This window comes from Microbacterium sp. A8/3-1 (assembly GCF_040267695.1).
GTDB classification, from domain to species: domain Bacteria; phylum Actinomycetota; class Actinomycetes; order Actinomycetales; family Microbacteriaceae; genus Microbacterium; species Microbacterium luteolum.
Genome location: NZ_CP158357.1, coordinates 3463432 through 3476395, shown reverse-complemented (window position 1 = coordinate 3476395; position 12964 = coordinate 3463432). Strand labels below are relative to the sequence as shown.

Genomic DNA, 12964 nt, shown 5'->3' with positions numbered 1-12964 from the left:
CCTGTGGGCGTGCTTGACGAGGGCGAGCGGATCCGCGCGGCGGATGCCGCGGCATGGCGCGCCTGGCTCGAGGAGAACCACGAACGCGCGGCCGGCGTCTGGCTCCTGAGCGTGCGTGGCACGGACGCCGGCGGAGTCGGCTACGAGGACGCCGTGCGGCAGGCGCTCTGCTTCGGATGGATCGACGGCCCGGTGCGCGTCTTCGACGAGGGAAGCGACGACCGCGCCAACGGACAGTGGTTCTCGCCGCGCCGCCCCGGCAGCGGATGGGCCGCGACGAACAAGGCGCGCATCGCCCTGCTCGAGGCGGAAGGGCTGCTCGCGCCGGCCGGCATCCGGGTGCTGGAGGTCGCGAAGGCCAACGGGTCCTGGACGGTGCTCGACGGACCGGAGGCCGGGATCGAGCCCGACGAGTTCGCCGCAGCGCTCGACGCGGTGCCCGCGGCGCGGGAGAACTGGGACGCGTTCCCCAAGTCGGTCAAGAAGTTCGGACTCACGCACATCGCGATGGCGAAGCGGCCCGATACGCGGTCGGCGCGCATCGCGAAGATCGTGGCGGATGCCGCGGAGGGGAAACGCCCATGAACCAGAGCGACGTGCTGTTCCTCGTCGTCTTCCTGATCCTGCTCAGCTCGCTGACGGTGATCATCGTGCAGTTCGTGCGCTCCCGCCGACGCGGCGGCCAGGGCGACGGCCGCGGCGGCAACTGGTGGGAGGGCCCCTGGGACGAGGACGACCCGAAGCGCTGACCGCAGCGCTCAGGACGCCAGCGAGGCCCCCGGGATCGCCGCCAGCAGCTCCTTCGTGTACGGATGCTGCGGATCGTCGAAGATGCGCTCCGGCGTTCCGCTCTCCACGACGACGCCCCGCTGCATGACGTGCACCTCGTCGGAGATCATCCGCACGACCGCGAGGTCATGGCTGATGAACAGGTAGCTGAGCCCGAGACGTCGCTGGAGGTCGGCGAGCAGGTCGAGGATCTGCGCCTGCACCAGCACGTCGAGGGCCGACACCGCCTCGTCGAGGACCACGAGCTCCGGCTCGAGGGCGAGCGCCCTGGCGATGGCCACGCGCTGCCGCTGCCCGCCCGAGAGCTCGTGCGGCAGGCGCTCGGCCATGGCCGCGGGAAGAGCGACCTGCTCCAGGAGCTCCAGGACGCGGGCGTGCCGGGTGGTCGCGGTGCCGATGCGGTGCACCCGCAGGGGCTCCGCGATCGACTGCTCGACCGTGTAGCGCGGGTCGAGCGAGGCGTAGGGGTTCTGGAACACCGGCTGGACCCTCCGGCGCAGCGCGAAGAGCTCCTTGCGGCGGAGTCCGGTCAGATCGAGGCCGTCGAACAGGATGGATCCCGATGTGACGTCCTCGAGGCCCAGCACCATGTTCGCGGTCGTCGACTTGCCCGAGCCCGACTCCCCCACGATCGACACGGTCGTGCCGCGACGGATCGAGAAGCTCACGCCGTCGACGGCGGTGAAGCTCTGCGCCTCGCCCGGCTTCGGCGAGCGCAGCGCGAACTCCTTGCGGAGGTCCCGCACCTCGACGAACGGCGTCTCCGACGCGACGGACTCGCGCTGCGGCAGCGGGTCGCGACGGGACGCGAGGCTGGGCGCGGCCGCGAGCAGCTGCCGGGTGTACTCGTGCTGAGGGTTGCCCAGCACCTCGGCCGAGGTGCCCTCTTCGACGATCTTGCCGCGGAACATCACGACGATGCGGTCGGCGCGCTCCGCGGCGAGCGCCAGGTCGTGCGTGATGAGGAAGACCGCGGTGCCGAGCTGGTCGGTCAGCTCGTCGAGCTGATCGAGGATGCGGCGCTGCACCGTGACGTCGAGAGCCGAGGTCGGCTCGTCGGCGATGAGCAGCCGCGGCGTGCACGCGAGCCCCATGGCGATCAGCACGCGCTGGCGCATGCCTCCGGAGAACTCGTGCGGGTACTGACGGGCGCGGTTGGCGGCATCCGCGATCCCGACCATCTCGAGCAGCTCGACGACCCGTGCCGTCGTGGCGTCGCCCGTGGTGCGGCCGTGCACCTCGAGGGCTTCGCCGATCTGGTCGCCGACGCGCATGAGCGGGTCGAGGTTCGACATCGGGTCCTGCGGCACGAGCCCGATGCCGGCGCCGCGTAGCGAGATCATCGCGTTCTCGCCCAGCTCGGTGACCTCGCGTCCGTCGAAGCGGATGCTGCCGGCGGTGATCACACCGTTCTCCGGGAGGAGTCGGTTGACCGCCGCGGCCGTGGTGGACTTGCCGGATCCGGACTCGCCGACCACGGCGACCGTCTCCCCCGCGGCGACGTCGATGCTGACGTCGCTGATCGCGGTGACCAGCTCGGAGCCGGTCCGGAAGGCGACCGCGAGGCCGGTGATGCTCAGCACGGGCTCGGTGATGCTCATGGTGTTCTCGTTCCTTCGGTTTCACGGGAAGTCGCGGTGTCACGGGATGTCTGGTCGCCCAGGAGTGCGGGGAGAGCTGATCGCCACAGGGTCTCCGTCAGGACCGGTTCGGCGGCGAGGAGGCGGTTGCCGAGCATCACGACGGCGGTGTCTGCGCCCGGGATGATGCCGAGGGCGCAGCCGGTGAAGCCGGGGTGCCACAGCATCCGCTGTTCGTGGGCGTCGACCCGGACCGTGTCGCTGCGCCAGCCGAGCGCCTGGCCGGGGTCGGGCCCGTCGCGGAACAGCTCGGCGACGGCATCCGGATTCCACAGGTCGGTGTGCTGCTCGGGTGCGGCGAGCGCCGTGCCGAGCGTGAGCAGGTCGTCGGCGGTGCTGAACAGTCCGGCGTGCCCGGCGATCCCGCCGAACGCATGGAAGCAGTTGCCGTCGTTCGCCGTCCCGGTGATCTCCTCCTCGCGCCAGGCGAAGTGGCGTCGGGAGGTGAGGATCGGATAGGGCTCGCCCGTGGCCACCATGCGGCGCTCCGCGATGTCGCCGACCGCGGTCGATGCGACCGGGGGCGCCACGGGCCCGAAGCCCGTGCGATCGAGTCCGAGCGGTGCGGTCACGAGCTCGCGGACCGCGGCATCCAGCGGAATGCCAGCGACGGCGGCGACGATGCGGCCGAGCAGCAGGAAGCCGAGATCGGAGTAGTGGCGCCCCTCGTCGAGTGCGTAGCGCAGGGGCAGGGCGTCCATCGCGGCGACCGGGTCGCGCGGGTCCAGATACAGCGGCTGCCATTCCCAGAGACCGGCGCGATGCTGCAGCAGGTGGCGGAGCGTCGTCGGCGGCGCGCACGCGGTGCCGGGAAGGAAGCGTGAGACGAGGTCGTCGAACCGGAGGTCGCCACGGCCGACCAGGGCGAGCACAGCCGTCGTCGTCGCGGCCACCTTGGTCACGGAGGCGATGTCGAACGCGGTCTTCACCGTCATCGGCGTTCCCGCGACGTCGGCGTGACCGCCGGCGGCCACGTCGCGTCCGGACGGCGACGCGATGCCGACCACGACCCCCGCCGGAGCGGAAGACCCTGCCAACACGGCCTCGACAGCCTGCGCGGCGCTCATGCGCGCACCTCCTCGCGGAGTCGGCTGTGAGCGGGCCGGATGTCCGCGAGCACTTCGGCGTCGACGTCGGGCGCGAGCGCATCGATGCCGAATCCCAGGCCGGCGCCGAGCTCGAGCACGTCGCCCTCGGAGCGGATGCCGCCGGTCACGGGCGACCGCCGGAGCCAGAGCGCCGCGTCCAGATCGTGCACCTCGTCGGGGGCCAGGGCCGCCGCGAGATGCGCCGTGGCGGTGACCCCGACCGGAGACTCCATCATGCAGCCGAACACGATGCCGAGCCCGGCTTCACGGGCCGCACGGGCCGCCGCGACGGCCTCGGTCGGACCGCCGGTCTTCGCCAGCTTGATGTTCACGAGGTCGGCGGCCCCGCGGTCCGCGATCGCCCGGACGTCGCGTTCGGTGCGCACGGACTCGTCGGCCATGATCGGGGTGCCGACGGCCGCCGTGACGTTCGCCAGTCCGTCGAGGTCGGATGCCGCGACGGGCTGCTCGACCAGCTCGATGTCGAGCCCTTCGTCTTCGCAGCTGCGGATGACGCGGATCGCCGTGTCGACGTCCCACGCCTGGTTCGCGTCGATCCGCAGCGTGATCGCGGGGCCGATCGCTGCGCGCACCGTGCGGACCCCTGCGACCGTGTCGTGCGCGGCGGAGGCCTTGATCTTGAGGCAGCCGAATCCGGCCGCGACGTGCGCGATCGCCTGTTCCGCCAACTCCGTCGGAGACGCGGTCGAAAGCGTCATGTCCGTGCGCAGGCGCGACGGCGCCGTCGCGCCTGTCCCCAGAAGCGCCTTCGCGACGGACAGCCCCCGCTGTCGCGCGGCGAGATCCGCCACCGCGCACGCGACCGCGCTGCGAGCGGCCGCATTCCCCCAGATCGACCCGGCGATGTCGCCGTCCAGCACAGGGTCGCCGGCTTCCCTTCCGGCGACCGCGGCACCGAGCGGTCCGGTCACCGCGGCGGCGACGCTCTGCGGGCTCTCCCCCGTGACCCGCCAGCTCACCGCCGCCTCGCCCCAGCCGACGCGGCCGTCCGCATCGGTCGCCTCGACGAGCACCACGTCGAGGCGATCCGTGCGGCGCACCGCCGTGACGAAGGGCCGCACCAGCGGCGACGACACCCGCAGCACGCGCATCCGCTCCACGACGCTCATGCCCACTCCCTGCGCATCCGCTGCTCCGGCTCGCCGAAGTCGGACTGGGTGCGGGTCGCTCCGTCGGCCTGCCAGCCGCGGGACTCGTAGAAGCCGATGGAGGGCGCGTTGGCCGCGAAGACCCAGAGCGTGGCGGCATCCGCCCCCGCCGCGCGGAGAGCCTCGGCGGCCGTCGACAGCAGGGCGGTGCCGACCCCGCCGCCGTGCGTGCGCGGCGAGACGTACAGCGAGTGCACTGCCCCCTCGCCGTCGCTCGCGGCGTAGCGGGTGAGGCCGACGACCTCGCCGTCGCGCTCGGCGACCAGCACCTCGCCGACCGGGTCGGCCAGCACACGTCGCCACAGGCCCTCGGCGCGCTCATCGGTCATCGCGTCGATCGCGGATGCGGGCAGGATGCCGCGGTAGCTCTCCCGCCAGCATCCCAGGAACACGCCGAGCACCCCGGACAGGTCGTCCGGGGTCGCAGGGCGCACCTCGATGTTCACGATGCCGCGGCCTCCGCGAGCGTGAGGGAGTCGATGCCGGACACGGGATGCGGCATCACGAGCGGACCGGCACCCGGGGTGATCGTGCCGAGGATGCGCGGCTCCCTCGCCCCGGTCCCGCCGGGGACGATGGCCGAGACGCCGTGCATCGTGCACCAGCCGATCAGCGCGAGGAGGATCGCCTCCTTGCTGTCCGCCGGGGCGCCGAGCTCATCGGCGAGGACGACCCGCGTGCCCGGCAGGGCTGCGCGCAGTCCGTCGAGGATCAGCGGATTGCGGCATCCGCCTCCCGACACCGCGAGGAACTCGATGCCGGCCGTCGCCACATCGCGCGCTACGGTCTGCACCGTGAGCTCGGTGAGCGTGCGCACGACGTCTTCGACCGGGATCTCGCGCCCCTGCGCCGCGAGGTGCTCGTGCACGTAGCCGAGGTGGAAGTGCTCCTTGCCCGTGCTCTTCGGCGGGGTCAGCGCGTAGTACGGGTCGGCGAGCAGCGCCGCGAGCAGCGCGTCGTCGACGTGCCCCGTGCGCGCGATCCTGGCGTCGTCGTCGTACCCGAGCGGGTTGAGACCCTGCTCCACGATGACCGCGTCGACGAGCGCGTTCGCCGGGCCGATGTCGTACGCGACGAGGCCGTCGGGTCGCACGACCGTCATGTTCGAGATGCCGCCCAGGTTCAGGGCCGCCGAGACGCCGGCGTGCGTGCGCAGCAGCAGCTCGTCGAGGAACGAGACCAGGGGTGCGCCGTGCCCGCCCGCCGTGATGTCGCGGATGCGGATGTCGGAGACGACCGGGGCGCCGACGCGCTCGGCGATCCAGGCGGGCTGCCCGATCTGCAGCGTTCCGAGCGCGTGCGCGCCGTCGACCCAGTGGTAGACGGTCTGTCCGTGCGAGCAGATCGCGTCGACGCCGCCGACCTCGGCGGAGATGTCGGCCGCGACCTCGGCGAACGCCTGCCCGATGAGCGTGTCGAGCTCGGCGACCTCGGCGAGCGTGGTCTGCGCGGGCGGGAGCGCGGCGATCAGCCTGGCGCGCAGCTCGGGGGCGTACGGCACGCTCGTCGCGGCGAGGACGGTACCCTGCAGAGCGACACCGGATGCCGAGGGGGCGTCGTTCGCCGTGAAGTCCACGACGGCCGCATCGATCCCGTCGTGCGAGGTGCCGGAGATGACTCCCAGGACGCGCATCAGTTCTCCTCCAGTGCTGTCCGCAGCCGGCCGTCGGCGGCGGTGATCCGTGCGGTGGCCGCGGCGAGGTCCTCGCCGCGGCGGAGCATGATCGACGCGATCTTCACGTCGTAGCCCGCCGTCTCGAGGGCGCCGATCGCGGCTTCCCGATCGACGGCGGCGATCGACTGCACCATGCGGGTGGCGCGCTCGCGGAGCTTGTGGTTGGTCGCCTTCAAGTCGACCATCAGGTTGCCGTAGGCCTTGCCGCCTCGCACCATGACGATGGTCGAGAACATGTTGAGCACCAGCTTCTGCGCGGTGCCCGACTTGAGGCGCGTCGAGCCGGAGAGCACCTCGGGGCCGACCTCGACCTCGATCCCGTGCTCCGCCGCCGCACTGAGCACGGTGGCCGTGTTGCAGGACAGCCCGACAGTCAGTGCGCCGCGCTCCCGCGCACGCCGGATCGCGGCCACGACGTAGGGCGTGCGTCCGCTGGAGGCGATGCCGATCACGGTATCGAGCGGGCCGATGCCCGCCTCGTCGATGGCGTTCGCACCGGCATCGGCGTCGTCCTCGGCACCCTCGACCGGATTCACGATCGCTCCGGGGCCGCCGGCCATGATCGCGAAGACCAGCTCCGGCGGAGTGCTGAACGTCGGCGGGCACTCCGAGGCGTCGACGACCCCGATGCGTCCCGGCGTCCCCGCGCCCACGTAGACGAGCCGCCCGCCGCGAGCCATGCGCTCGGAGGTCGCCTCGATGGCCGGGACGATCTGCGGGAGCGCCCGCTGCACGGCACCGGGCACCGTGGCATCCGCGTCGTTCATCGTCTGCGCGAGCTGGGCGACGCTCATCAGGTCGAGTTCCGCATAGCGCGGGTCGCTCGCCTCGGTGGCGAGTCCGCCGAGATCCTCCATCGTCATCGCTTGCCCCTGTTCCGCGGGTCGAGACTGTCGCGCAGTCCGTCGCCGAGCAGGTTCAGGCCCACCACGAGGAGGACCACGATCACGCCGGGGGCGATCATCGTCCAGGGGGCGATGGTCACGAGCGTGCGCGCCTCGAAGATCATCGATCCGAGCGACGGCGCCGGCGGCGGCGTCCCCAGGCCGAGGAAGCTCAGCGACGCCTCGGTGAGCACGGCCCACGACAGCGAGAGCGTCACCTGCACGATGATGATCGACGTGATGTTGGGCAGCACATGGCGGAACATGGTCGCCATGCGGCTCTGCCCGGTGCTCTTCGCGGCCTTGACGTACTCGACCTCGCGGAGCGACAGCACAGGACCGCGGGTCACCCGGATGAAGATCGGCACGTAGACGATCGCGATGGCCACGGCGATAGTGAACCAGTTGCGCTCGAAGACCGAGGCCAGCGAGAGGGCGAGCAGCAGCGGCGGGAACGCGAAGAGCACGTTCGTGACCGCCGTGATCGCGCCGTCGGAGAAGCCGCGGTAGAAGCCGGCGATCAGACCGCACACCGTGCCGACGACCGTGGCGAAGGCGACGGCGACGAGTGAGATCAGGGCGGAGTTCGCGACGCCGGCGGCCACGCGGGAGAACACATCGCGGCCGAACTGGTCGGTGCCGAACCAGTGCGCACCCGACGGCGGCTGCAGGCGCGACGGCGGGTCCTGAGCGAGTGGATCGAACGGCAGCAGCCCGAACGCCGAGACGATGCTGAGCACACCGAGGAGGACGACGATGACGAGTCCGGTGAGACCGCTCCTGCTGCGCAGCAGCAGCCGCACGCGCTCCATCGTGCGTCCGCCGCCGGGGGCGAGAGCAGGGGTCTGAGAGATGTCGGTCATGCGGCACGCACCCGAGGATCGATGACCCGGTACAGCATGTCGGTGAGCAGGTTGACGATGACGAACGCGAGCGCGATCACCAGCACGGTGCTCTGCACGAGCGCGTACTCCTTCTGCTGGATGCCGAGGAGCACCTGGCGGCCGATGCCGGGGAGCGAGAAGATCTGCTCCACCACGACCGCACCGCCGAGGAGGTAGCCGAACTGCAGGCCCGTCATGGTGACGATCGGCACGAGCGCATTGCGCAGCACGTGCCGGATCTGCAGGCGACGCGGTGGCACGCCCTTCGCGCGCGCCGTGCGGATGAAGTCGTTGGCGCGGATCTCCAGCACGGCGGTGCGCGTGGTCCGCATGATCGGGGCGGCGATGCCGAAGCCGAGGACGATCGACGGGAGCAGCATCTGCTGGAGGTTCAGCAGCGGGTCCTGGAAGAGCGTGGCGAAGCCCTGACCGTTCGGGTTGAACCCGAACGAGGAGGCCAGGATCGCGAGCAGCGCGGTGCCGAGCAGGAACGCGGGGATCGAGAGCCCGGCGAGCCCGACGACCTGGCCGAAGCCGTCGCGGACCGAGTCGGGCTTCGAGGCGGAGAGCATGCCGAGCGGGATGCCGATGGCGAGGGCGATCACGATCGAGAAGATCGCGAGCTCGAAGGTCACCGGCAGGGCGGCGAGGGTGAGGTCGAGCACGCTGGTCTGCGCCCGCGAGGAGAAGCCGAGGTTGCCCGTGAAGATGTTGCCGAGCCACGAGAAGAACTGCACGAACAGCGGCTGGTCGAGACCGTAGTAGGCCTCGAGAGCGGCGCGCTGCGCGGGCGTCAGGGCGGCGGCCTCGGTGCCGAGGCCCGAGCTGATCTGGTCGCCGGGGATGGCGCGCAGCATCAGGAAGACGAAGACGGCCACGCCGAGGAGCGTGCCGAGGGCTGCGAGGATGCGGCGCAGCACGGTGTTGCGGAGGATCTGTCTGAACATGCGAGTGTGAGGCTGCCTGTCGTCGGGGAGGAGGCGGCGCCGGCCGGTCGCGCACCGGCGCCGCATCCGTCCGCTACTTGATGGAGGTCGTCCGCAGGTACTGGAGCGAGCCGTTCACCATCGGAACGAAGCCGTCGACGGACGACGCCGTCGCGGTGTAGGTGTAGCTGGTGAACAGCCAGATCCACGCGGCGTTGTCCTCGAGGTTCTCGGAGACCTGCGCGTAGATGTCCTTGCGCTCATCGGCATCCGCCGTCTGACGGCCCTCGGCGAACAGCGCGTCGAGCTCGGGCGAGGAGTAGCCGGCGACCTTGTTCAGGTTTCCGGTGCTGGTGAAGTACCGGCCGTACATGCCGTCGGGGTCGGGGCGTCCGCCGTTGAGGGCGACCGCGGCATCGAAGTCCGCGGCGATCCAGCGGTCGACGAACGCGCCGGACTCGAGCACCTCGATCTCGAGGGTGATGTCGGCGTCGGCGAGCTGGGCCTTGAGGTTCTGGGCCTCGTTCACCGAGGTGGCGTACTCGCCCTGCGAGACGATCGCGTTGATCGTGACGCCGTCCTCCTTGCCCGCCTTCTTCAGGTACTCGGCCGCCTTGTCGAGATCGCGCTCCGGGCACGGGCGCGCATCGGGGTCGGACTTGTACGCCGGCGACGTGATCGGCCCGGTGACCTCGCCCTCGCCGAGGGCGGCGGTGTCGAGGACTTCCTGACGGTCGATCGCGCACTGGATGGCGAGACGCACGTTGACGTCGGCGAGGTCGCCGCGCGTCGCGTTCAGCTGCAGGGCGTGGTAGCTCAGCTGCGGGGTCGTCGCGACCTCGACGTTCGCGCCCTCGGCGGTCTGGGCGACCAGCGGGTCATCGAACACGGCGAGCTGGACGTTGCCGGACTGCATCGCCGAGACGATCGAGGACTCGTCGGGGATGACGCGGAACTCGACCGTGTCGAGCAGCGCGGTGTCGCCCCAGTAGTCGTCGTTCTTCGCGAGCGTGAGCGACTGGCTCGGCGAACGGTCCTCGAGGACGAAGGGTCCGGTGCCGTTCGGCGTGGTGTTCAGCGCCTCCTCGGTGTCGTCCGAGGAGAGCATCGCCATGTTGATCACGGCGAGGTTGGCGGGAAGCGCGGCGTCGGGGGCGCTGAGCGTGAGCGTCACGGTCGACTCGTCGGTCGCCTCGACGGCCGTGACCGACGCGAGCGAACTGCGTGCGACGGCGGCGGTGGCCTCGAGGGCGATCGCGTCGAGCGAGTACTTCACGTCCTCGGATCCGAACGTGCTGCCATCGGCGAAGGTCACGCCCTCACGAAGCTTGAGGGTGACGGTGAGCCCGTCCTCCGAGACGTCCCAGGACTCGGCCAGCCCGGGGACGACGTTGAGCTCCTCGTCGAACTCGGTGAGGGTGCCGTAGAGGTTCTGCAGCACGTTGACGGCCTGGAACTGCGTGGCCTTCCAGGGGAACAGGGTGTCGGGGTCGCTGGTGACGCCGATGACGAGATCGCCGCCTGCGGTGCCCTCCGAGGGGGACGGATCGGATGCCGGGGCGGAGCACCCGGTCATGACGAGGGCCAAGATGGCGCCCGTCGCGGTGAGAGCGCCCAGTGACGCCCGCCGTGCTGTGCTCATTGCTGATTCCTCCTGCTGGCTGGGACGCGTCGCCGTGGCGTCGGGGAGGCGCTTGCGCCTGCTCGCCCGCGAACATCGTCGGTCTTGGTGGTACCAAAAGTACACGAAAGTCACTTCTTATGTAACAGAAGTTCCTCTAGTGTTATGAAACATCGATCGGAGATCTCCATGCCCCATCACGCCGCCCTCGACGACGCCGGCGGGCACCCTGTTCTCGTGCGCATGCGCGCGATCCGCCCTGAGCTGCGCCCCAGCGAGCAGCGGATCGCCGATCTCTTCCTCGCGAGCCCCGCCGAGACGGCAGGGCTGTCCATCGCCGAGCTGGCGCAGCGGTGCGACACCTCGACCACCTCCGTCGTGCGCTTCTGCAAGCGGCTCGGCTACGACCACGTGCGCGAGCTGCGCAACCACGTCCTGCGCGACGTGGAGCGCGAGACCTTCGACACCGCGGCCCTCCCCGACGTCTCCGGCGACATCGACCGCAACGACACCCTCGCCGACATCGTCGCGAAGGTGTCGCTCGCCGAGACCCTGTCCCTGGCCGACACCGCCAAGGTGCTCGACACCGACGCGCTGCGCGCGACCGTCGACGCGATCAACTCCACGTCGAGGGTCGACATCTTCGGCGTCGGCGCGAGCTCGATCGTCGGGCTCGACCTGCAGCGCAAGCTCACCCGCATCGGCCGCACCGCCCTGGACTGGTCCGATCCGCATGCCGCGTGGACGTCGGCGGCCACCCTCGGCCCCGGCAACGTCGCCATCGCAGTCTCGCACAGCGGCGCGACAACCGACACGATCGAGTTCCTCCTGCTGGCCCGCCGCGCGGGAGCCACCACGATCGCGATCACCAACCACGCCGGAGCCCCGCTCGCCGACCAGGCCGACATCGTGCTCACCACGGCAGCCAGGGAGACCGGGTTCCGTTCGGGGGCCCTCGGCAGCCGGATCGCCCAGCTCATGGTCGTCGACTGCATCTTCATCGGCGTCGCCCAGTCGAACTACGACCGCTCGATGGAGGCGCTGCGCGACACCTACGCCGCCGTGCACCGCGTCAGAGCGGGCGGCGCGTGACGAGCAGCCGCAACCGCACGGGGCTCTTCGCCGCCTTCGCGAGCCTCGGCGTGACCGCGGCGTTCATCCCCGCGGTGCTGCCGTCGGCGGAGCGGATGCTGTCGGCCGAGCTCAGCGCCGCCGTGCCGGCGCTGTTCGCCGGGCTCCTCGTCGGCGTGCTGCTCTCCGGACCGCTGCTCGTGCGGCGCCCTGCGCGAGTGACGCTGATCCTCGGCAGCGCGCTCCAGGCGGTCGCGCTCGTCGCCGCCGCATGGGCGGGCGACCCCGTGCTCTTCATCGCCGCGGCCGCGCTGGCAGGACTCGGGTTCGGGCTCGTCGAGGCTGCGGGTTCCGTCGCCGCCAAAGCCGCGGCGACCGGCAGCGCGACCGGGCTGCTCAGCGCGCTCATGGGCACCGTGGCCGTCTGCGCCGCGCTCACGCCGCTCGCGGTGGCCGCCGGAGCTGCGGCGCTGCCCGCGCTCAGCATCCTCGCCGTCGTCCCCCTCGGAACCATCGTCCTGCTCGCGGGAGGGCACGAGCCGTCGGCATCCGCGTCCGATGCGCCTGCGCGACGCGAGGTGCGGGCGCTGCTCCCGCTTCTGCCGTTCGCGATCGCCCTGCCGCTGTACGTCGGCGTCGAGACCGTGCTGTCCGGATGGTCGGCGGTCATCCCGGCGCGAGCACTCACCCTCGACCCTGCCGCCGCCGCCCTCGGGACCTCCGCCTTCCGGGCGCTGATGGCCGTCGGCCGGTTCGGGGCCGCCGGGCTCCGACGCCGCGCGGTGTCGCCGATCGCGATCCTCGCCGTCGGTACCATCGGCGCCGCCTGTCTGATGACTGCCGCGGGGCTGCTGGTGAACGATGCGCCCGCGGGCGCACTCGTCGCCCTCGCGGCATCCGTGGTCCTCCTGGCTCCGAGTTACGGCCTCATCCTCGGACTCGCACTCGACCGTCTCGACGCCGCGCGCAGCGCCGCCGTGACGGGCACCCTGGTGGCGTGCGGAGCCGTGGGCGGCACGTTTGTCCCGAGCCTCGTGCTGCTGATCGGCCGCGACCCGGCATCGAGCACGACACTGATCGTCTCGGCCGCGCTGTGCGCCGTCGTGCCGGTGCTCGTGCTGATCGCGGCACGGGCGCGGCAGAGGACCTCCACGACGAGCTGACCGGCGCGACTTCTCCTCCACAGCGCGGCGCAATGGTCACTTCGTCCACCATCG

Annotated in this window: 13 protein-coding genes; 4 read left to right on the top strand and 9 right to left on the bottom strand. The window is 71.3% G+C overall.

Features of this window, described 5'->3' with window-relative positions; all coding sequences use genetic code 11:
- Positions 1-3: 3 nt before the first annotated feature.
- Positions 4-585 (top strand): YdeI/OmpD-associated family protein, encoded by a 582-nt coding sequence (locus ABS642_RS17010; protein WP_350351043.1) that lies wholly within the window; start codon positions 4-6, stop codon positions 583-585.
- A complete protein-coding gene (locus ABS642_RS17005) occupies positions 582-749 on the top strand; it encodes a hypothetical protein (protein ID WP_282215714.1) in 168 nt (55 codons plus the stop codon). The genes ABS642_RS17010 and ABS642_RS17005 overlap by 4 nt, the downstream gene beginning before the upstream one ends.
- A 9-nt stretch (positions 750-758) precedes the next feature.
- Here the strand turns inward: ABS642_RS17005 and ABS642_RS17000 are convergent, their stop codons facing one another.
- From ABS642_RS17000 to ABS642_RS16960, 9 genes are all read right to left on the bottom strand, one after another.
- On the bottom strand, positions 759-2390 hold the full coding sequence (locus ABS642_RS17000) for an ABC transporter ATP-binding protein (protein ID WP_350351042.1): 1632 nt from the start codon (positions 2388-2390) through the stop codon (positions 759-761).
- Positions 2387-3496: a serine hydrolase domain-containing protein gene (locus ABS642_RS16995; RefSeq protein ID WP_350351041.1), complete on the bottom strand. Its 1110-nt coding sequence runs from the start codon at positions 3494-3496 to the stop codon at positions 2387-2389. The genes ABS642_RS17000 and ABS642_RS16995 overlap by 4 nt, the downstream gene beginning before the upstream one ends.
- Positions 3493-4647 (bottom strand): enolase C-terminal domain-like protein, encoded by a 1155-nt coding sequence (locus ABS642_RS16990; protein WP_350351040.1) that lies wholly within the window; start codon positions 4645-4647, stop codon positions 3493-3495. The genes ABS642_RS16995 and ABS642_RS16990 overlap by 4 nt, the downstream gene beginning before the upstream one ends.
- On the bottom strand, positions 4644-5132 hold the full coding sequence (locus tag ABS642_RS16985; RefSeq protein ID WP_350351039.1) for a GNAT family N-acetyltransferase: 489 nt from the start codon (positions 5130-5132) through the stop codon (positions 4644-4646). The genes ABS642_RS16990 and ABS642_RS16985 overlap by 4 nt, the downstream gene beginning before the upstream one ends.
- Positions 5129-6319 (bottom strand): anhydro-N-acetylmuramic acid kinase, encoded by a 1191-nt coding sequence (locus ABS642_RS16980; protein WP_350351038.1) that lies wholly within the window; start codon positions 6317-6319, stop codon positions 5129-5131. Before ABS642_RS16980 ends, ABS642_RS16985 begins: the two co-directional genes overlap by 4 nt.
- The gene (gene murQ, locus ABS642_RS16975; RefSeq protein ID WP_350351037.1) at positions 6319-7224 is read right to left on the bottom strand and encodes an N-acetylmuramic acid 6-phosphate etherase; all 906 of its coding nucleotides are present in this window, start codon (positions 7222-7224) and stop codon (positions 6319-6321) included. The genes ABS642_RS16980 and murQ overlap by 1 nt, the downstream gene beginning before the upstream one ends.
- Positions 7221-8108, bottom strand: a complete 888-nt coding sequence (locus ABS642_RS16970; RefSeq protein ID WP_282215707.1) for an ABC transporter permease — start codon at positions 8106-8108, stop codon at positions 7221-7223. The genes murQ and ABS642_RS16970 overlap by 4 nt, the downstream gene beginning before the upstream one ends.
- The gene (locus ABS642_RS16965) at positions 8105-9076 is read right to left on the bottom strand and encodes an ABC transporter permease (protein ID WP_350351036.1); all 972 of its coding nucleotides are present in this window, start codon (positions 9074-9076) and stop codon (positions 8105-8107) included. Before ABS642_RS16965 ends, ABS642_RS16970 begins: the two co-directional genes overlap by 4 nt.
- 73 nt (positions 9077-9149) lie before the next feature.
- Entirely contained in the window at positions 9150-10697 is a 1548-nt protein-coding gene (locus ABS642_RS16960; protein WP_282215705.1) for an ABC transporter substrate-binding protein, read from the bottom strand.
- A 168-nt stretch (positions 10698-10865) separates the two neighbouring features.
- Here ABS642_RS16960 and ABS642_RS16955 point away from each other — a divergent pair, with 168 nt between their 5' ends.
- Together ABS642_RS16955 and ABS642_RS16950 are read left to right on the top strand one after the other, a co-directional pair.
- Positions 10866-11768 carry a MurR/RpiR family transcriptional regulator gene (locus ABS642_RS16955; RefSeq protein WP_282215704.1) on the top strand — a complete coding sequence of 301 codons (903 nt, stop codon included), beginning with the start codon at positions 10866-10868 and terminating at the stop codon, positions 11766-11768.
- Positions 11765-12910 carry a hypothetical protein gene (locus ABS642_RS16950; protein WP_350351035.1) on the top strand — a complete coding sequence of 382 codons (1146 nt, stop codon included), beginning with the start codon at positions 11765-11767 and terminating at the stop codon, positions 12908-12910. Before ABS642_RS16955 ends, ABS642_RS16950 begins: the two co-directional genes overlap by 4 nt.
- Positions 12911-12964: the final 54 nt, after the last annotated feature.